19 protein-coding genes and 1 pseudogene are annotated in these 20,938 nt (G+C 43.0%); 12 read left to right on the top strand and 8 right to left on the bottom strand.

The window, feature by feature from the left end; all coding sequences use genetic code 11:
- Nucleotides 1–18: 18 nt before the first annotated feature.
- The 6 genes from B0X70_RS22030 to B0X70_RS22005 all read right to left on the bottom strand — a co-directional run bounded on the left by B0X70_RS22030 (nt 19) and on the right by B0X70_RS22005 (nt 6,806).
- Nucleotides 19–717, bottom strand: coding sequence for a fimbrial biogenesis chaperone (locus B0X70_RS22030; RefSeq protein WP_217470406.1), 699 nt, complete (start codon nt 715–717; stop codon nt 19–21).
- Between the two features lie 67 nt (nt 718–784).
- Nucleotides 785–1,366, bottom strand: coding sequence for a fimbrial protein (locus B0X70_RS22025; protein WP_036780407.1), 582 nt, complete (start codon nt 1,364–1,366; stop codon nt 785–787).
- Between the two features lie 828 nt (nt 1,367–2,194).
- Nucleotides 2,195–3,316 (bottom strand): DUF4056 domain-containing protein, encoded by a 1,122-nt coding sequence (locus B0X70_RS22020; protein WP_217470405.1) that lies wholly within the window; start codon nt 3,314–3,316, stop codon nt 2,195–2,197.
- Nucleotides 3,313–4,458 carry a BamA/TamA family outer membrane protein gene (locus B0X70_RS22015; protein ID WP_217470404.1) on the bottom strand — a complete coding sequence of 382 codons (1,146 nt, stop codon included), beginning with the start codon at nt 4,456–4,458 and terminating at the stop codon, nt 3,313–3,315. Before B0X70_RS22015 ends, B0X70_RS22020 begins: the two co-directional genes overlap by 4 nt.
- A complete protein-coding gene (locus B0X70_RS22010) occupies nt 4,459–5,580 on the bottom strand; it encodes a hypothetical protein (RefSeq protein WP_082301056.1) in 1,122 nt (373 codons plus the stop codon). It abuts the gene before it with no gap.
- Nucleotides 5,581–5,612: 32 nt separating this feature from the next.
- Entirely contained in the window at nt 5,613–6,806 is a 1,194-nt protein-coding gene (locus B0X70_RS22005) for a benzoate/H(+) symporter BenE family transporter (protein WP_217470403.1), read from the bottom strand.
- Nucleotides 6,807–7,089: 283 nt separating this feature from the next.
- Between B0X70_RS22005 and B0X70_RS22000 the strand changes: the two genes are divergently transcribed.
- Complete coding sequence (locus tag B0X70_RS22000; protein WP_036809691.1) at nt 7,090–7,758, top strand: epoxyqueuosine reductase QueH; 669 nt, start codon at nt 7,090–7,092, stop codon at nt 7,756–7,758.
- A gap of 127 nt (nt 7,759–7,885) precedes the next feature.
- Here the strand turns inward: B0X70_RS22000 and B0X70_RS21995 are convergent, their stop codons facing one another.
- Nucleotides 7,886–8,101, bottom strand: a complete 216-nt coding sequence (locus B0X70_RS21995) for a hypothetical protein (protein WP_110086888.1) — start codon at nt 8,099–8,101, stop codon at nt 7,886–7,888.
- A gap of 526 nt (nt 8,102–8,627) precedes the next feature.
- On the opposite strand from B0X70_RS21995, the pseudogene B0X70_RS21990 reads away from it, so the two are divergent.
- Nucleotides 8,628–9,026, top strand: a pseudogene (locus tag B0X70_RS21990) (IS630 family transposase); the annotation flags it as partial.
- 145 nt (nt 9,027–9,171) lie between these two features.
- On the opposite strand, the gene B0X70_RS21985 reads toward B0X70_RS21990, so the two are convergent.
- A complete protein-coding gene (locus B0X70_RS21985; protein ID WP_161786684.1) occupies nt 9,172–9,321 on the bottom strand; it encodes a hypothetical protein in 150 nt (49 codons plus the stop codon).
- Between the two features lie 114 nt (nt 9,322–9,435).
- On the opposite strand from B0X70_RS21985, the gene B0X70_RS21980 reads away from it, so the two are divergent.
- The 10 genes from B0X70_RS21980 to B0X70_RS21935 all read left to right on the top strand — a co-directional run bounded on the left by B0X70_RS21980 (nt 9,436) and on the right by B0X70_RS21935 (nt 20,938).
- Complete coding sequence (locus B0X70_RS21980; RefSeq protein WP_214040561.1) at nt 9,436–9,711, top strand: hypothetical protein; 276 nt, start codon at nt 9,436–9,438, stop codon at nt 9,709–9,711.
- Between the two features lie 204 nt (nt 9,712–9,915).
- Nucleotides 9,916–10,110, top strand: coding sequence for a hypothetical protein (locus tag B0X70_RS21975; RefSeq protein ID WP_217470402.1), 195 nt, complete (start codon nt 9,916–9,918; stop codon nt 10,108–10,110).
- Between the two features lie 309 nt (nt 10,111–10,419).
- Entirely contained in the window at nt 10,420–12,795 is a 2,376-nt protein-coding gene (locus B0X70_RS21970) for a type VI secretion system Vgr family protein (RefSeq protein ID WP_246593367.1), read from the top strand.
- 10 nt (nt 12,796–12,805) lie between these two features.
- Nucleotides 12,806–13,846 (top strand): DUF4123 domain-containing protein, encoded by a 1,041-nt coding sequence (locus B0X70_RS21965; protein ID WP_214040640.1) that lies wholly within the window; start codon nt 12,806–12,808, stop codon nt 13,844–13,846.
- Nucleotides 13,846–16,446, top strand: a complete 2,601-nt coding sequence (locus B0X70_RS21960) for a T6SS effector BTH_I2691 family protein (RefSeq protein ID WP_217470401.1) — start codon at nt 13,846–13,848, stop codon at nt 16,444–16,446. Before B0X70_RS21965 ends, B0X70_RS21960 begins: the two co-directional genes overlap by 1 nt.
- A complete protein-coding gene (locus B0X70_RS21955) occupies nt 16,443–17,453 on the top strand; it encodes a putative type VI secretion system effector (RefSeq protein WP_217470400.1) in 1,011 nt (336 codons plus the stop codon). The genes B0X70_RS21960 and B0X70_RS21955 overlap by 4 nt, the downstream gene beginning before the upstream one ends.
- Before the next feature lie 77 nt (nt 17,454–17,530).
- Nucleotides 17,531–18,523, top strand: coding sequence for a putative type VI secretion system effector (locus B0X70_RS21950; RefSeq protein WP_217470399.1), 993 nt, complete (start codon nt 17,531–17,533; stop codon nt 18,521–18,523).
- A gap of 77 nt (nt 18,524–18,600) precedes the next feature.
- Nucleotides 18,601–19,680: a putative type VI secretion system effector gene (locus tag B0X70_RS21945; RefSeq protein WP_217470398.1), complete on the top strand. Its 1,080-nt coding sequence runs from the start codon at nt 18,601–18,603 to the stop codon at nt 19,678–19,680.
- A 180-nt stretch (nt 19,681–19,860) separates the two neighbouring features.
- A complete protein-coding gene (locus tag B0X70_RS21940) occupies nt 19,861–20,628 on the top strand; it encodes a hypothetical protein (protein WP_217470397.1) in 768 nt (255 codons plus the stop codon).
- Nucleotides 20,629–20,662: 34 nt separating this feature from the next.
- Nucleotides 20,663–20,938: a PAAR domain-containing protein gene (locus B0X70_RS21935; protein ID WP_082302187.1), complete on the top strand. Its 276-nt coding sequence runs from the start codon at nt 20,663–20,665 to the stop codon at nt 20,936–20,938.

Raw genomic sequence — 20,938 nt, 5'->3', positions numbered from 1 at the left:
GCTATGCCAGTAATATCACTATTGAAGTAGTAAAGTTAATTTATTTATAGCACCAAAATCGTCAATAATAGCCAGAGTTAATTTGTCTCCAACTTTTACTTTTTCATTGGTACTGAATGAGTGAGAGGAGAACGGTTTTATAATTGTTCCTTCATTGAGTAAGTTAGGTTGAGTATCGGAAGATTTAAGGCCGACGATATTCACGAAATAGGGTGATGAATTCTCCAATTTTAGTTGGCCACCCTCACGTTTTAATACAATATGTTGTTGGAGCTGTTTCGGTAAAATAGAAAGCTTATCAGGCCGGTAGAAAAATTTGATCCGGGTACGAATAGCAATCTGCATGACGTTTTTGTCACCAATATTTTCTGCAACGGGGGGAATATCCAGAACATTTAAATAAAACAGCGATTCACGATCAGTCGGTAGATTGCTGTTGATGTGCTTAATTCTTAATTGCTGCCCATTATTGCCATCAATTTTGACGACTGGAGGGGTGAGTAAAAAGGGGACTTTAGCTGTTTCAGGTGTTGAATTAGGATCACCATCATCTATCCAGGATTGTATTAGGGAGGGTTGATCCCCTGCATTTAATAATTGAACCGATACCTCTTTATTACTGGATGGGTAAATAACACGTGTTGTGTTAATAACGATGTTGGCATGAGCAGATAAAGTCGTCATCCCTAATAATATAGCTAAAAATAATTTCTTCATAACGTTATTTTTGCCAAATTAAATAAGCCTATTTATTTAAATAGGCTTTATTTATTGTAGTAAATAATTATAGATAAGTAACGTGATAAGTAACCATCGTTACTACTTTACCTGGATCTGCATCAGCAGTACCTACTTTGTAATATTTCGCATAGAAATCGACAATTTCGGGTGCTGCCGTAGAGCCCTTGATTCCTGTATCAAACGCCTTATTCAGCATAATAGGGGCGTGTTCTTCGCTGTGTTTAACAATAGCGATACCTACGTTTTTCGGCTTGCCGTTTGCATTGAGCTCTTGGTTGACCAGGTATTTACCATCGTTAGCAATGGTATTTGATGATGTGAACTGGATTTTTAACATAGAGGTTGCTGGGTCAAAACCAACAGCTTTGGATTGGCAGTTAGAAAATTCCAGTGAAAATGCTTTCTTACCAGAATCAATTAAGCCTTCTTTTTGTCCGGCTTGAGTGACTGAGATAGGTTCCAATATAATTGACAGGTTGGCTGAAGCGCCACCATTAATAGTACAAGTAGCATCAGTGACTGCACCAGAGAAATGTAGTGTACCGCCAGCAGCATTATCGGCTGCAACAGCAGAACCTGAGGCAAAAATAAGGGCGGCGGTGGTTGATAACGCGAGTTTATTCATTTTTCCTCTCCAGGAGTAGGGACATCTTAATTGGTTTTATCAGGGGGTAAAGATAGGGGCCCTGAATCCCCCGATACATCAAATAGATTAATAAAACAATGTTGTTTTTTATCTATTAAATTGATTAATACTTTAAATTTAAAATAAAAATCAACATATTATATAGTTGAAAATAGTTTAGTAACTTGAGATTTAGTTTAATGATTTTAATAATTTCCAATGTAAGTTCTTATTTTATCTATTTAGATAAAGATGATATTGTTTATACATATTTATAACTTGAAAACATATATTATAGACGATTAAACCTATTTAAGAAGGGATTTTTGTTATTTAAGTTAAATTAAGAGTGAATGTCTATTTTTTCGATAAAAATAAGTGAAATACACAGTTTATGAGTATAATTGGAAATTATTCTCTAATTTTTGCGTCTTTTTGAGATTTTATTTCTTTTTTGGTCTTTTGGGTTGGTTAATTTTTTTGTGACCTTTTGATTTGTTTTTTAGGTGTCATGTAATATTAATTATTCTATATCAATTATTTATTGGTTTTTTTATCTTTGTAAATATTTCAATACGATTTTTATCCGGTGAAATAACGCCTTGGTGATGAGGGTTTTCCCTTTATGACTTAATTGAAGTGCAGTTGGTATAGTTTGTTTTTATTATAGATAATGTTGGGTTTATATTATTATGTAACATTATGTAAATAGTAAATAATAATTGATGATATTTCAATGTGATTATCATTTGAGAAATGGTAATTTAAAGTCGCTTATATGTTTTAACTCATAATATTATATTCATTCTTTCATCAAAAATATGTGAATCAATAATTCTCTTGTTGTTCTTTCGCTTTTTCTGCCAATTGTGGAAAATCAAGCGCAATCCAGTAACTTTCTGGTACAGGAAGATCTTTCATTTGGCGACTGGGCCACAATTGTAGTTCGGCCAATTCAGATAATCTGTAGCCAATATATTGTTGCGGCAGGGTGAGCCTAAGTGGAAATTGCTGTTCTGTCGGCACCATATTAGGTGTGCGATCACTGTGAGTATGGAAATCGCGTTGAAGGATTAAACGTTTATCGGGTATACGGCGTTTGCTGTCCCACCAGATACCATCAATCTGTTCAAACATTTTCCGCGTTTCATCAGGGGATAAGGCTTCCAGTTCACGCAGTGCTGGAGGCAGAATGGCTTGCATTGATAGACGGTATTGCTTCATTGACGGCACTTGTCCTGCCAGTATCAAAGAGAGGGAAAGACGAGCGCCTAGTAGATTAGAGTAGAGATCTTCCGGGGAGAATGCCGACACTTTTTCAGAAAATCCTGGTACAGACTGATAACCATACCATTGGGCGATTTCATGCCATGCAGCAAGTTCAAAGGCCAATTTTACCGCTAGATAAGCAGTTAGGGTATAACGTTGTTCTATCGCTGCTGGTGGTGTGAATTGATAGAATTGGATACGGCGTAATGCTAATTCGCTGCTGAGTTCTATTTGCCACTTTTCTCCAAGACGAGGCCAGATTTGACTGAACAGAAAAACCGCATTATCAGCGGTATCCCGTACATGGGAAATATCAATGAATCCGCCCCGGCGGGTATATATCATCCCCACTTTTTCATTACTGAGTCCTGTTAATGAAGCAACGGTACCAAAAAAACTGTTGTTATAATTATGTGCCCCAAGATTATCGGCATCCAGCACATTACTTATGTGGTAAAAAGGGACTGGAATGGTCAGTAATTCAGTTTTTAAATTATAGCCAAAAGCGCAGCAAGCTCTTAATCCTTCGGGTGAGGGAATCGGAGCAAGAACCGGCCATGCACGGGTGGCTTCGGCGGTTGTTTCACTATTTAAGTCAGGTTGTACTGGTGCGATTGAAGAAAAAGTTCCCTGGCATCCTGCAACTAACGTTAAAGCAGCAATCCATAAACGCAATTTCAAAACGCCTCTCCCACCTGAAAATAAAATCCATTGCTTTTTTTACCGATGCCAAAATCCAGTCTGACATTCATTTTGGGTTTAAATTCAAAACGATAGCCAGCGCCAACTGTGGGTAGCCAGTTTTTTGAGCCTATATCTTCTGCGTAATGACTTAGGGTGCCAGCCCCAACCCATAAGACGAATCCGTGCCGCCAGTCCAATTTGCGCCGATATTCTAATTGAGTGCTGATAACATTTTTGTCCCGGTATCTACCTTCATAATATCCGCGCATCCGGTTGCCATTACCTAACATTGACAGCATATTCCAGGGCACCTGGCCGTCAATGAAACGACCATAACTATCAAATGCCAGTACAGATTTTTCATCTAATTGATAATAGGTGCTGTATTGCATATCCACGGTGTTAAACCGACGGTCGCTGCCTAATGCCGGGGAAAAATGGGTGTAAGTAATATCAAGTAATTGTCCTTGATGAGCATTAGGCAGAAAATCCCGTGTGTCATAGCTGAAATAGGCACTGACGCCAGAACTCAATATGGATCGTCCATCATTCTCGGCTGCGAAAAGTTTTTTAGCGCCGTTATCGGGATCTTTGGCGTGTAATGATGAAAAATGCCAGCCAGCGCCTAAATAGGTAGAATCAGCAACTCGATAGAGAATTCTGGGTTGTAAGCGCAATTCCTGTGAGCGATATTTTTCTTTGCCATCATCTACCTTACCTGCTTGATATCCCGTACCCCAGTAATAAGTGGGAACGTTGTTCAATGTACCGGAAAGGAAAAAACGCCATTGGTCATCAGCAAAGAAATTGTAGTTATCAAATGTGAAGCCAAAGGCGCCGGTTGAAGAGGCAAATCCATTTAGGGAAAGAGAAGAGATTTGGCTGGTGTGATCATTATCATCTGGTCGATAGAGACCGACGATAGCAACACCGAGACCGGCACCTAACTCTGGAGTATAAAAGGGGCCGGGTAAAACGCCCCAGTCAATCGCTTTACTGCTGTCATAGGTATTACTGCCACCTAATTTTTCCAGCCAGCCATCGATTTTTTCCCTGCTAAGTAGTGCTTCACTATATGAGAAATCAGAAATAAAAAGGCTGACTAAAGCCAGCCCATGTAAAGTACAGCGGATATTCATTTAAAAACGGAACTCTCCTGAAATATAACAGCTGTTACGTTTGTTAAAGCCAACTTCAGTCAGCAGATTAAAATGGCGGGTGACTTCCAGCCTTGCACCAACCGTATTATTCCAGCGAGATGCAATATGCTGTTTTACTTTGAATTTCATACTATCATAATCGTCGAATGCACTGACCAGTTTGTCAAACATGGGGGGTAAGTCCAGATTACTAATATTGCCTTTAAATTCCTGAGTAATTCTCTGGTACATACCACCGGTCCATACTTGCAATTTGGTATTTCCTTGTCCTGGGATGATTGGCTGGAATATAAACTCATAACCAACACGTGGTGTAACAACCAGAGCGCTAATTTTACCATTCAGAATGTCCAGATTAGTGTAGGTATAGTTGGTATCAAGCGTACCGAAAAACTGATCGTAACCCCCTGCCAGAGTTAAACCGCCACCGTAGGTTTTACCTTTAAAGTCCAGTGCGAAAGGGATATCTTTCATATCAGGAATAGAGAAACCAGCAAATCTGATTCCTTCAATGTTGGTTTTCGATGTGCCTTTTGTCCAGCCATAAACGCCATAAACATTCAGAAAAGGCAGAACCCAAGTATCCAGTTTGAGCATATGTGATTCATTCTTTCCTCTGGTTTTTCCTGTCTGGATATCCAGTGCGTCTTCAAATTCTGGGGTATTCGGTATAATGATTTTAATATCGTCTACAATGATATTCTGTCGCATATTCATATAACCGTAACTGGCGCCAAAAGGTTCCGGTAGGTCATAACCTTTAGCTCTAGCTTCATCACCCCAAATCGGAAGTATCCGTGATTCTTGCTTATTTGGTTTTCTGGATAAACTACCATCAGCAGTCGTTTGGCTTCTTCCGGATTGGCTGACAGAGAGAGAAAGAATTGGGTGATCATCAGCATAGCTATAAGGGATTGCCAGGCATGATGAAATAACGGCTAACTTACTAATATCAGAAAATTTCGTATCAAAAAATTTCATAATAGGAAGCTCGGCTTTGCGGGTAAGAAAATTTAAGGTTGTTAGATACGTCCCATCGTAATATTCAAAGCGCAACAGACCCGGCAAACTATCATAAGTTTTATTGATAATAAGTATCATAAAGTGCTGAAAAGTATAATTTTACTGTTCATCTAATGAACTATTTTGGTTTTACTCGGCAGAGATAAAAGGATCATGGCTATTACTCCACCGATTAATCCCCAGAATGCAGCGCCTACGCCAAGTAACGTCACACCGGAAGCGGTGATCAAAAATGTGATTACTGCGGCGTCTCGTTGCTTTTCATTTTGTAACGCTTGTAGCAGGCTGCCAGAAATTGTTCCAAGCAATGCTAATCCGGCAATAATATGAATAAGCGCCGCCGGTAGGGCGCTGAATAACATACTGATTGAGCCACCGAACAGTCCCGCTATCAGGTAAAACACGCCTGCTACGGCAGCGGCCATATAACGGCGATTTGGGTCAGCATGAATTTCCGGGCTCATACAAATTGCGGCCGTAATGGCGGCAATACAGACGGAAAAACCACCAAAAGGTGACAAGATCAGTGAAATGAGCGCAGTCCAGCTTATTAGTGACGAAACAGAAACCGGATATCCTGAGGCTTTTAGTGTGGCGATGCCGGGCGCGTTTTGGGATGCCATTGTGACGATGAAAAATGGAATACCGACACTCAATAACGAAGAGAGTGTGAAACTGGGTGTAATAAATTCAGGGGTGACAAACGCGGCTGTAGATTGTTGTTCAAAGTGAATATCTCCCTGTAAAGCGGCGATAATCAGCCCTGATAATAGTGTTAAGATGATGGTATAGCGGGATAAATATCTGCGTGCCAGAAGATAAGTCAAACACATTCCGGCAGTCAGTACGAAGTTGACCGAAAATGAAGAAAAAGCATCCAAACCAAAGCGTAATAGAATACCGGCTAACATGGCTGCGGAAAGTGCTTGTGGGATATAGTTCATTAATCGAGCAAACAGGCCGGTAATACCGCACAGCAAGATCAGTGCCGAAGCAAAGATAAAGATACCAATGGCTTCGTTGATTGATGTTCCAGGTAGCGTTGTCGCCAGTAGCGCGGCACCCGGTGTTGACCATGCGGTAAGGACGGGGGTGCGGTAATAAAGCGATAGCCCTAGGGAGCTGATACCCATTCCAAGTCCTAGCATACTTAGCCAGCCACCGATCTGTAGGGTGGTGGCGCCCGCCGCTTCCGCAGCCTGAAAGATAATTGCCGCTGAACTGGTATATCCGACTAAAACAGCGACAAATCCGGCGGTAATTGCCGGAAAAGAGAGGTCACGCAGAGAAATTGTATGGCGCATGGTGGTCTCCATTTAAATTATTTTGGTTAAAAGTATCTGAATTTGGCTATAATTTAGCTAACTATCAGCGTAAAACAGATTTATCGGTAGTGAACTTCCTTGTACAAACTTTGATGATGACAAGATAACGGTAGAATCTGCCAGAATTTCAGGTAATTTACTGTGATCAGAAAAGTAAGGATCGCAACGGCAAATAAGTCATGATGAATTTCATTCGAAAAATTTGAAGCTAAAAATAACTATATTCTATAATTAATTCTTATAATTATATGGAGCCTGCTAAATGGAAAACTATGTTCGCCCTGTTTTAACGTTACCGGATAATGCGGAACGATTATTATTGCACTCTTGTTGTGCTCCTTGCTCTGGTGAAGTGATGGAAGCGCTACATGCCTCTGGAATTGATTACACCGTCTTTTTCTATAATCCGAATATTCATCCAAAACGGGAATATTTAATTCGCAAAGAAGAGAACATTCGTTTTGCAGAGCAACACAATGTGCCATTTGTGGATGCGGATTATGACAGCGATAACTGGTTTGAACGTGCTAAAGGCATGGAACTGGAGCCAGAAAGAGGTGTTCGCTGCACCATGTGTTTTGATATGCGTTTTGAGCGTACTGCTTTGTATGCTTATGAAAATAATTTCAGTGTTATTTCAAGCTCGTTGGGCATTTCTCGTTGGAAAAACATGCAGCAGATAAATGATTGTGGAAAACGAGCGGCAAGTCAGTATCCGGGGATTCAATACTGGGATTACAACTGGCGTAAGCAAGGTGGTTCAGCCCGGATGATCGAAATCAGTAAACGGGAAAGATTTTATCAGCAGGAATATTGTGGTTGTATCTATTCATTGCGTGACACGAATAAACACCGTAAATCTCAGGGACGGGATATCATCAGAATTGGTGTTAAATATTATGGTGATGAAGATACCGAAGGGGCTTGTTAAGCTTTTCACGATAGCCTGTTGAGGGGGGGATTTTCCCCCCTGAATTTACAGTTATGACGTTACTAAACTTGTGTCATAACGATTGCGGACATAATTGCGGAATAATATAAGTTTTAGGCCGGAAAACTCAGTGAGCCTTCTTAGCTTCTTTGTTTGCTGCCTTCTGGTGTGAGTGTTGTTTAGGTGCGGTTTTGTCGGATTTCTTCCCTGCTTTGGTATTTTCCACATGGGAAGGGGTAGCCTTGGTATCCGAAGATTGGGTTACGGGAGTGCTAGGTGCAGCTAATACTGCGCCAGAGAATAACAGTGATAATACAGTTATAGATAAGCCTAAACGTGTCATGATAATTTTCCTGTGTTTTAACTTTAGTTTCACTTGCTGGAATACATTTTGAGCGACTAAGTAAGCTACTTGCTATTCCAGATTTGTCTTAACGCTCAGTGAGTATACGGGCTTGATCGTTAATTCAGCAATTTAAGATAATGCATTTTTATAGGTTTTTATAATTCGTTGAAGAATCGTTGAAGTTTTTGGGCATAATTTGCCTGATAACAGAGAGTGTTTGTTTAAAGCGATAGGTTCTCTATTGATATGTATACTCCGGGTTTTGTGAGTTGTTTGTGTTAACTGTTCATTCATAAGCAGGTTTGCACAAGCTGTAATTAATTATTATTGCCAGTCTGCTTGCACACTATTTATAACTTATAGGTTATAGCCTATAGGAGATAATAATGTTTTAATGAAAATGAAAATGAAAATGAAAATGAAAATGAAATAAACGTAGTCTATTTATATAATACGTTATTTATTTAAATAAATTTTCAAAATAATAGATCCCTGGAAGGGAACTCAGTCCGATTTTTGCGATCTGATCAATTGCGAAAAATCCCAAACAGAGCAAGTCACCTATGTTAAAGGAATAAAAAAGAACTCTGATTTATTTATCAAAATGTTAGATGAACTGAATCATCAATATCCCCATGCGGAAACCCTCACATTAATCTTAGATAACTACGGTATTCATAAAAGTCAGAAGGTAAAGGAGTGGCTGGCACGATATCCCAAATTTACTCTGTTGTTTTTACCCGTCTATTCACCGTGGCTAAATAAAATAGAACGATTATGACAATCGCTCCATGAGACAATAACGCGAAATCATTGTTGTCAATTTATGTGGCAGTTGATTAATTATGTTGATGCTTTTTTGGCATCGTTTTCATCACAGCAAAAGTCAGGAAGACAAAAAATAAGTGTAGCACTATTATGAAACCTTATTTAAAAGGCGCCATTGACTTTGATGAAATAAAACGTTAAAGAAAAGATATTGATATATCGGTAAAGGTCAAGCGAGAAATAATAATTCCGCGCTATCCTAAGGATAGAGAGGAGATAGAAAAAGCCATTGCGAAACTTCAAGCTAAAATCTCTGAACTGGATGCGATATTAGCAAAAGAACCGCCGCCGGAATGCAGATGGATACCGGCCGTCGATAATCCCATGCAATAAAGATGATGTTCTTTGTAGCGTGTGATTAAAACGCCCTTGAGCCGATTTAATTTCATTGGAAAGTCATGAGAATCATGCTTAAAAGAGAAAATTAAGCGACGTAGAGTCAATGGTATTTATGATGTTTTATAAGGTATTGTTTTATCTATATAATTTTTAGGTTATTTCAAATGTTTTCTGTAAAATTATGGTTTGGATACATCAGGTCGCGACAGTGGCGGATAATTTTTTGTGCGGCGGGCTTAATCGGATTGGCCATCTTTGGACTGCGGTTATTGCTCTTTGATTATCGGCCGGAGATATATCACTTTTGGCATCAAGAGCGACAATCTATTGATAGAGAGTGGCAAACCTGGGCCAGCCGATATATGCCTGTGTTGCACAATAATGTATTTTTACCGGAGAAAGCGATTGCTACGATTATCTTGCAGGATGAGGCAGGATAATCCCTGCCTTGAATTAGGATTGAGTTATTATCTGTGATTATTTTGGGTAATGAAATCTATTCTCATTCGCATTATCTAATTGAGAATCATTATTTTTTACCTCGGCGTAGCATATTGTTGTTGGGGTAAGATAAGATTAAGATTGGAATAATACATTTATTGTGTTTTTGTTTGTATATAACATGCTGAAAGTAATGAAAATATATGTCTTATTATGGGTTTATGACGCAAAAATATCAATGGGGTGAATTTGATTCATATTATTTTGATCGATGCAACCTTTTTGTGTATACAAATGATATTCCGTTTAAGATTGGTTTAAATATGCTGAATTTTGCCGTTGAGATTAAACAAATTGTGCTGTTTGATAAAAAAACACTTGATTTTAATATGCGCTAATGAGGAGAATTGACTTATTCAATAACCGTCTATTTCGTTATTGAATCTATTAATTCGAGAGCAGGCATCAGGCCCTCACGATTATTTTCATTCCGGTTAACTGCTGAGTCAGGAAATACCGGATGAAATCTCTTGTTCCCCGGATTAACCAGGGCTGACAACCGAGCATTTATTCGGTTGGATTTGTGCCAGTTGAATGGATGAATTGACCTCATCGCTGATGGCAACTGGGACTTTATTGAAACAGTAGGAAGCACCTCGCTTGCTACTGCACAGCCGTTTTATCTGATATCCGGGGAAAACCTATTAATGGATAGAAAAATGTTGCGGGCTCGCCAGCTGCGAGCGAGTCAAGCCGCGCTGCCGGGCCATGCCCGCTACCGCCTTGAAGTGCGGCGCTGTGGCGCCGAACTGGAGGTATTCAGCTTCACCGGCGAAGAGCGCCTGTGTGCGCCCTATTGCTACACCATTGATTTCACCAGCCCGACCCGGGATATCGACCCGGCGGTGATGCTCAACAAATCCGCCACGTTTATCTTGCAGGCGCCGGAAAACCCGGCACAGGTGCGTAAAGTGCACGGCGTCATCACCCGTTTTAACCGGATTGCCGCCTCGGCGGATGAAACGCGCTATCAGGTCTGTCTGGAGCCTTATCTGGCATTGCTGCGCCACACCCGCCGCAGTGGGATTTACCAGCACCAGTCGGTGCCGGAAATCGTGGAAAAGGTTCTGCGCGACCGACACGAATTTCGCGGGCAGGATTTCCTGTTCACGCTGGTGCGGGAATACCCAAAACGGGAACTGGTGGTGCAGTGGCAGGAGAGCGATCTGGACTTTATCCAGCGTATTCTGGCGGAAGTGGGGATCTGGTACCGCTTCGAGATGGACAGCCGTCTGGGGATTGAAGTGGTGCGGTTCGGGGATAACCAGCGCAACTATCAGTACGACGTGCGCTTGCCGCTCCGTGACCCGGCGGGCATGAATCATAGCGACCATGATTCGGTGTGGGACTTGCACGTTGAGCATCAGGTGGTGACGCAAGGCGTGAAAGTGCGGGACTACAACTATCGGGCTGCGGGCAATGACCTGCAATATCAGATCAGCCGGGATCGGGATACTACCGTGGTAGGGGAAGTTTACCGTTATGGCGACAACTTTCTTGAGCGGGGAGAACAGATCCAGCCCGAGCCGGAAACGGCGGGATTCTACGCCCGTTTGCACCATGAGCGCGATTTGTACCGGCAGCACCTTGTCAGCGGCAAAAGTTCCTCCCCGGAGTTGGTGCCCGGCTTAGTGCTGGAGCTCGACGGAGAGAGACCGGCCGCGGTGGGCAAAGCGGGGGTGCTGATTGTCTCTATGCACAGCAGCGCCCGGCGTGACAGCAACTATCTGGTCAGTTTCAGCGGCATTCCGTACAGCGAAGTGTTGAGCTACCGGCCGGAGTTGCGAGCGCGGCCGGTGATTGCCGGTACCATTCCGGCGCGGGTGACCAGCGACTGGCCGAACGACACTTACGGCCATATCGACACCACGGGCCGTTACCGCGTCAAATTTGATTTTGATTTGGATGAATGGCCGTCAGGCAGAGAAAGCCTGCGGGTACGTTTAGCCCGCCCGTACGCCGGTAAAACGCACGGTTTTCACTGGCCGTTGATTCAGGGGACCGAAGTGGCGATCGCGTTTGAGCAGGGCAACCCGGATCGGCCCTACATCGCCCATGCGTTGCATGACTCCCGGCATGAAGACCATGTAACCCTCTACAACTACAAACGCAATGTGCTGCGCACGCCGGCCAACAACAAACTGCGCATGGACGATGAGCGCGGCAAAGAGCACATCAAACTGAGCACCGAATATGGCGGGAAAAGCCAGCTCAATCTGGGACATCTGGTGGATGGACAGCGACCGCATCCCAATAAGCGCGGCCAAGGGTTTGAGTTGCGCACCGACGACTGGGGAGCGATCCGGGCCGGGAAAGGGCTGTTTATCAGCGCCGATCAACAGGTTAAAGCCTCGGGCCAGCAATTGGATATGCAGCGTGCGCTGGCTGAACTGGATGCGGCGTTGCAGACCGCGGCGGGGTTGCGTTATGCCGCTGAGGCGGCGAAAGCGGAACTGGCTGACATCGAAACCCAGTCCGCCTTTATGAATGAAACCCTGAAAGAATTACAACAGCGAGCGCTCTTACTCTCTGCGCCCTCCGGCATTGCTCAGGTGACGCCGGGCAATTTGCAGTTCTCCGCCGGGGAGAACCTGATAACCACCGTCGGCGGTGATGCAGATATGAGCATGATGAAGAAATTCCGGCTGGCGGTGGGGAACGGCCTGAGCTTGTTCACCCGAACCTTGGGCCTAAAGCTGTTGGCGGCTTCCGGCAAGGTAGAGATTCAGGCACAGACTGACGCGGTAGAGGTGTTGGCTCAACAGGCGCTGACGCTGGCAAGTCAACAGGATCGTGTGACTGTCTCGGCGAAAACGGAACTGCGTCTGGAGTGCGGCGGGGCTTATATCTCGCTGAAAGACGGCCATATTTCTTTTGCCGGTCCTAAAAATGCCCGCTTCCAGTGTGACATTTTGCAGAAAAACGGCCCGGTGAGTCAGAGTTCAGACCTGACGTTGCCTGAGCGTTGCGCGTCAACGGCAGAGCGGATGATGGGTAATCAAGATGGTGTAACGAAAAAATAAGGTGTAGACCATGATAGAAACAACTATTCCACTGACAGTGGATTACAATTTTTCCCCCGAGGCTGAAACCAGACGGCAAACCGGTTTGTTGGCTGACTTGCGTACGGCATTTACTCAGCATGGCGAACACGGTTTTTTACTGGTTGACCCGGCGGTTTTTCTCAAAAACCGACAGGAAGAGAGACTCCCGGCGGCAATCCTGAATCATCAGCCGGCGGCCATACCGACGCAGATAAAGCATCATCATTTCGAATCCCGTTATTCGCCCTGGCTGGTGCCACTCAATCTTAATCAGCCGGAGGATGCTGAACTGCTGGCGCTGAGCGTCACGCAGGCGTTGCAGGAAACCGATCCGGCGGAGTTGATAGCCGGACGTGGGCGAATGGTGTGTGGCTGGCTGTTTAGTGCCAGCCCGGCCTCCGCGATTGCACACCATATCAGTATGATGGCGGTGCAGTCCGTCTCATTTCAACCGCAGGCCATGCTGCGCTTTTATGATCCGGCGGTCAATAATGCCTTTTGGCCGGTGCTGGATAGCTGGCAACGCTCGCGTTTGTTGGGGCCGTTAACCGACTGGTATCTGATTGACGGCGACAGTCAGTTACTGCACCGGGACAATGCCGAGTCTGCTCAGGAACTGTACATCTTTTCACTGTCATTGACAGCGGAACAGGTAGCAGAAATGGCCTGGTCAGGGCCGATGAATCGGGCACTGCGCCGATATCGTCAGGCACACCGCAATCAGTTACGTCGAACAGAACGGGAATCCCTGCATATTATGCTGGCCTTGCTGCGCCGGGTGACAGCACGCTACGCCTTTGATGCAGTACAGGACCTCGAAGCCTGTGCATTGCATGGTCTGCTTTACCATCCAGAGATAGATCTACACCCCCGAATACAGTCGCTGTTATCCCATGAAGAGGGCAGGAGCGCTGGCGGTTATGTCATTCGCATCGCTGAACTGACAGCAGAAACGTGGTCGGCACTGGCTCGTGAGTGCGGCCGTCCCAATCCTGCCATTATTCCCTCCAAGAACCAGGAGATGTTGTGATGAATGAATCATTATGTTGGACATGTGAGTCCACCGGACCGGCACTGTTGCCGGTGCGTTATACCGTGGTGCCTGATGATGTTTCGGAAACCTTGCCGGTGTGGGCGGAAACGCCAGAACCAGCGGCGCCGGGCTATCATTATGCGCTGCGTGCCTTACGGCAGGGGTTTTTATATGTCTATTACGCGAGTGCCGGATTAGATGAGCCGGAGAGTTGGGATGCCTGGAGCGTTAGCGAGGATGGTGCGCTGTGGCAACAGTTTTGTGCGCCTTTTGGTGTCTCTCCCAAGAAAACCTCAGATTGCCGTGCGCCGACCCATCAGAGCGCCAATATGGAATTTATCGTACTCCAGGATATGGCCTTGTATACGGAAACTTGGCTGGCTTTCACGCCCTCAGCGTGGAGCCAGGAGACCATCAAGTATTATCACAACAACCGCGCAGCGCGGGAAAAGAGGATGCAGTGCGTGAAACCGTGGCAGTGGCGCGGGGTGCCGGAAGGGGTCGGGATTGCTCAGGCGACGATAGAGAACCTGAATACCGTCATCGATTACTGTCTGGGAGACAATGATTCCGGCAAATATGTTCTGCCTTGTAACCGGAAAGTGCTGCGTATCAGCCGGACATTAGAAGAGGCGCCCTACTATGAAATTTATCACGGTGCGTTGAGGCCAAAGAGCACCTTGTATCCGTGGAGTAGCAAGCGGGCGGGATGTGCGGACATTACGGTCAGGGCGATGCAAAAACGCGGGCGGGCTGCGGATGGCACGCCGGTATCGCCGGTATTAATCGCGTTGCATGATCCGATAGGAATAGCGCATGAATTAGCGGGCTGGGGTGATGATATCGCTGGGGCGCATAAAACCTTTTTGGATGAATTGTCGATTGAGTTTATGACCGACAGTTCACTGAATGGGGCGGAGAATCAGTTGCGTCAAATGCACACCACACATTTCAAAAAGCCGGATAAAGAAAAGGATGCCATTTTGGCGGCTTCTACGGGTTTGTCAATTCAGGAGTGGGAAAAACGCAGAGAGGATTCAATTCGTCACGCCATCGAATCGGATAAGAAAACCTTTGCCCACGATTGGAAAAAATATACCGCAGAGCTGAATCTGGCTAAACGACAGGCATTTAATCAATGTTATGCCGATCTTTGCACCGACGTGGCGAAGGAACTGGAGCAACTGGCCCAGTTGAGGGTGAGTTGGCTGAAACAGAGTGGGTTTATCACCTGTTGTCAGGATTTTCATACCACCCGACTGGAGGACAATCTCAATTATCGTGAGGCCGTGGATTATGCCATCGCTTCGCTTAACGTGACCGAAACCGGTTGTGCCTATTTAGATGCTTTAATTGACGAATATTCTGCGCTGTCACCAGAAAATATTGTCTGGCGCTCGTTATTGCTGAATAACCCGGAAGTGACGAAAGAGATGGACGGGTTTTTACAGAAGATGCAGTTGAATAAGGGGAATGAAAAACCGGCGGACATTTCAGTGTTTATGAAGACGGTAACGACACTGAGTGGAAAACTGGTTGAAGCCTACGATAAAGCGAATGAAGCACTGGAAAAGCCGCCCAAATCCGACAGTACCTTTGCCCGGGCGATGTTGCACAGTGACCGGCGGCTGGTCACGCTGGGTGACCGGTTCTTTAATTTTACCCGTTTAGGAAAAGTGCTGAATAGTACCAATGAAATGCTGAGTAAAACTCTATTCTCGGTGATTTCAGGTGTGTCTTTTGGCAGGGCGGTGAAACTATCGGTATCGCAGCTTCAAGAGGGTGATCTATTCCGGCGTCAGGTGTTGAAGCAACTTAAGGAATCAGGAGCAAAAGCTCATCTTGAAACGAAAAATGGTTATAACGATAAATTTAAAGAATTTGTTGAAAGTGCAGAAGGAGAGCCAGTGTTAAAAAAATCTCGGATTAAATTATTGGCCTTATTTTTTAATGGGTTGGAATATGCCAATCAGTTAAAAGAGAGTAAAGGGGGTGTCAAGGGCCAGGCCCAGGTGACCGCCGCGTTTTTAAGTACATTGAGTACGGCAATGGAGATTGTGGAGCCGATGGTTAAGCACGGCATAGAAAATATAGCTGCAGCCAACACGATTAAGTTTATTGGGACGAATGCAGGGACGGTTTCTGCTGCATTAAATTTTGGAGTAGATATCAGTGAGTTGGGATCTGAATTGTGGAATGGACGACGCTGGCAGTTTATTGGTCTTTACGGTCTTAAAGTGGCTTATGATTTTGCGCAACTCACAGCAGCATTAAATGGTTTATTAGAAATCTTAATTAATAGGGCATTAATTTCAACTGAAAGTTTACTAGTTAGAGGAGTATCAAGGCTTTTGGTGTGGGAATATTTTGTTTTGCTATGTAATTGGCGAGTGATGCTCGTTATTTTTGTGGTTGAAGTATTAGTGATATATTTTTCTGATAATGACTTACAAAAATGGTGCAGAAGTTGTGTTTTTGGTTTGGAGCCAGCGAAAAATTTGCAATCCACGCAATGGATTTACCCTGAATCACAGAAAGATAAGTTGTGTGAGGAACAACGTAAAAGTTTTTTTGAAGCAATTAAGGACGGCTTATGAGTACTTATCGTCCTTATAAAGAAGCTATTGACTTTGATGAAATAAAACGTCAGAGAAAAGATATTGATATATCGGTAAAGGTTAAGCGAGAAATAATAATTCCGCGCTATCCTGAGGATAGAAAGGAGGAAGAAAAAGCGATTGAGGAACTTCAAGCTAAAATCCCCGAACTGGATGCGATATTATCAAAAGAACCACCGCCACCGGAATTGCCGCCGGGTAAGCCGTTAATCAAAGTGAGTGGTGTATTAGAAGAACTCGAAACACTCTGTGTTATGGGTTATTTTACTGATCGTGAATATGATCCGGCCGCTTTTGCCCGTCAGGAAGAACGAGAGTTGTTTGGAGGGTTATTGATGGCAGTGGCAGGAAATACTTCAGCGGCGGCAGTTAGTTTGCAAACCAAAGTGAGGGTAAGGGATGTTTGTGATTTTGTCCGGGGTAAAATTAATGGAGTGCCATTTCACGGTTGGTTAGGTTTTACTATAGCAAAAGCGGGTGATTACGTTGAATTAGCAGTAACCGAGCAGGAGGGATACTATGTGGTTTATGCCATTGCCCATCCCGAATTAAGGGTGATATCGATGACCCCGCGTTGTAAACAGGGTATTCACTCAAATGCTAAATATCAGATACGTGGCACTTGGTATGGTTCTTTAGTGCTTTTCTTTGCTTTCATGGTAGGGGGAATTTTTAGTGAGCAAACCAGAGAAAATATTATTTTGTATATAAAATATACCTCTTTATTTTGTGGTTTGATGGCAATTGTTTTTTCACCGTTAATCTATTTTTCCTGTATGAGAAAACCTAAACCGACATTTAGGTTGGCTGAGGAGATTTTCACGGTATTGGATTTCCCTAATCCTACGGAAATTAATCTTTATCAATTTACGATGAAAAAGTTGAAGGAAATGAAGGCTAATTCTCCGGCAGGGAAATCTGGTAAAGAGAGTGAAAGAGTTTTGCCGGATAAGAGCTGTTATTCCAGCTATTACTATTATTACTGATTCAAGTAATTGAGCAGAGGATATCGGTTTTATGAAGAACAAAGTAAAAGTTTTGCTGATGCAATGAAGGATATCTCATGAATACTTATCAGATGTTAAAAGGTGCTATTGACTTTGAGGAAATAAAAAGTCAGAGAAAAAGTCTTAATACGCAGATAGCAGTTAAGAGAGAAATAACGATTCTGCGCTATCCTGAGGATAGCGAGGAGATAGAAAAAGCGATAGAGGAGCTTCAAGCCAAAATCCCTGAACTGGATGCAATATTAGCAAAAGAGCCGCCACCACCGGAATTGCCCCCTCGTAAACCTTTAATCAAAGTGAGTGGTGTATTGGAAGAGTTGGAAATACTCTGTGTCAAAGGCTATTTTTCTGATCGCAAATATGACCCCGAGGAATTTGCCCGCCGGGAGGAGAATAGACAATTTGGTGCATTATTGCTGGCGATGTTGGGAAATAGTTCTCAGGCCGCAGTGAATTTACGGACTGAGGGACGATTAAGTAAAATATGTCATTTTGTGCAGGGGAAAATCAATGGCATCCCTTTTCATGGTTGGATAGGATTGACTACAGTAAAAACAGGTGATTATGTTGAATTAGCGGTGACTGATCAGGGAAAATATTATGTTGTCTATGCATTAACAAACCCTGAACGCAGAACGATTTCTATCACGCCGTGTTGTAATAAAGGAACCCGGTCAAAAGCAAAGGATGCAGTATTTTATACTTCCTGCGTATTTTTTATAATTATTGTTGTTTGTCTTGGCGCCATCTTTTTTTCAGGTGGGGGCAATTTTTGGGATGGGGCAGACCTTTTAATCTTATGTCTTATGTTTCTGGCAACCATATTTTCTTTCTATGCGTATTCTGCCAGCATTAAGAAACCGTGGCCGTCAGTTAAACTGGCTCAGGATATTTTCTCAGTATTAGGCTTTCCTAATCCGCAAGATATTAGTCTTGAGAAACTAACTAAGAAAAGGCTTAGAGAGATAAAATCTAATCCATCGCCTGAAAACAGCGAAGAAGTCTTGCCGGATAAGCTTTGTATCCTGAGCCATTATTACTATTACTGATTTAGATAATTAAATAATAGGAACCAACAGTATGAAAAACAAAGTAAAAATTTTACTAATGCAATTAAGGAGGGCTTATGAGTACCTTTCGTTCTGACAAAGAGGCTATTGATTTTGAGCAAATAAAAAGGCAGAAAAAAGGCATTGAGATTGATATTAATGTAAACCGAAAACATGCCATCAATTTTCCCGATAGCAAAAAAGAAGCAGAACAGGAAATAATGAATCTTCAAGCTAAAATTCCTGAACTGGATGCGATATTAGCAAAAGAGCCGCCGCCACCGGAATTGCCGCCGGGTAAGCCCTTAATCAAAGTGAGTGGTGTATTGGAAGAGTTCGAGGCCCTGTGTGTGATTGGTTATTTTACCGATCGTGAATATGGTCCGGCCGCCTCTGCCTGTCAAAATGAACGGAAATTATATCGGGGAGTCGGGGTGTCGATAGCAGGAAATACCTCGGGCACTCATTCACAAACCACCGTTAGGGGAAGTGATGTCTGTGATTTTGTGCGGGGGAAAATCAATGGCGTTCCCTTCCACGGCTGGCTGGGGTTTACCGCCGCAAAAGCGGGTGATTATGTTGAATTAGCGGTAACCGAGCAGGAGGGGCACTATGTAGTTTATGCCATTACCCATCCCAAATTAAGGGTGGTTTCTATGACGCCACGTTGTAAACAGGGTATTCATTCAAATGCCAAATATCAGGCACGTGTCGTCTGGTATGGTTCTTTAGTTATTTTTTCTATATTCACGATCGATGTGATTTTTGATAATTGGAAGTTCATTATAACATATATAGGGGAACCTTTTGCTAAATATATAGCGGAATATGTTGTTAAATATAGAGCGGAATATTTTGTTGAATATATGGTGAGTTGTATAAAACACATGTCTTTGTCTTTTGGCTTGATGGCAATTGTCCTTTCACCATTAGTTTATTTTTCTTGCATGAGAAATCCTAAACCAACACTCAGGCTGGCGGAAGAGATTTTTACTGTATTGGGGTTCCCTAATCCTACGGAGATTAATCTTGAGAAATTCACAAAAAAGAGGTTGAGGAAAATCAAAGCTCATTCCCCGGATGGAAAATTGAATAAGGATAGTAAAAGAGTACTGCCAGATAAGCGTTGTTATTCCAGCTATTACTACTATTACTGATTCAAGTAATAGGATGGAGCTAAAGATTTATGAGATAGTCCTCAGAATTATCTATGATGAGTCATAGCGATATTAAGCAGTTTCTTGTCTTTGGAAAATTCAGTAACGAATTATCCAATGTAAAGTTTTATCTGTTTTTATGGGGTTTGTTTGTAATTTTGTGTAAATTAGGGAGTTTTTGTGAATCAGATCTATAAAATAGCTTGGATAGGCTTGGCTATTAATGTATTAACCTATCTTGTCTTACTGGTTGTTATAAAGGTAGCCAGTGAGGGTTATTTTGCTCTTTCTTATCAAGAGCAATATTTTGTTGCTAAATTATCAATATTCAATGTCTTGATGTTGATTTTCATTTTGCTGGAGGTGGTTAATCTGTTTGTTATTCTCAAAGCGCCAAAGTATGCGAAAATCAGTTCGTTTATTACATCTTGTTTTTTCCCATTTGGCGCGGTTTATTTTATTGGGTGTTTGTTGTCAATTCAACGAGTTGCGCTATCCCCATTCTATGAATATCAATATCAGACAGGTAATATGATTCCTCATTCCGCCGTCTATTTTTTTCGGGATAGGTATTGGAAAAGGATGTGTATTTTGGGTTGCATAACGCTGGTTATGCCAATTAAGGGCGTGAATAGTATTTGTATGATGATGACGGCTATGCATTGTCTCTCATATCGTAAAACAGAAGGTCGTTATTTCTTTGCCGAGACAGAAGGGGGCTTTTTATTAACACCAACCGCGTTGAGTAAAACTCTTTTTTTGCCTTATCGATGTATTAAAGGGGTGGAGGAACGTGAAGGTAATGTACTGATTTCTGTTAATTTAAATAAAAAAATCAACATTGTATTTTCAAAGAAATTTGTTGCAAGAGACGATCTTACAAAAGTCATCAAACTGCTTTCACAGGCAGCATTGAATAATCCGAACGATAGTATTGTCGCGTTCTAAATGTGAAAATTTTATCCTTACTGATATAGGCATCATGATGTTTGAAGGCATTATTCGCCTGGGTGATAAGCTCAGTAGCGGCGGTGAAGTGATTTCCGCTTCCTCTTCTATCGAAATTGAAGGTAAAAGAGCTGCATTATTAAATGATTTAGTCAGTTGTCCGCTAAAAGGGCATGGTATTAATCGTATTGTTAATGCCAATTCTCAATGTATTTCCGATGGCAAACCGGTCGCATTTGATAAAGCGCTTTGCCAATGCGGTTGTTATGTTATTTCCAGTACGACGAAAGCCGGAATAGGGGAGTCATAA

It is taken from the genome of Photorhabdus akhurstii (assembly GCF_019090985.1).
GTDB classification, from domain to species: Bacteria; Pseudomonadota; Gammaproteobacteria; order Enterobacterales; family Enterobacteriaceae; genus Photorhabdus; species Photorhabdus akhurstii.
This window is presented reverse-complemented; position numbering and strand designations above follow the sequence as displayed.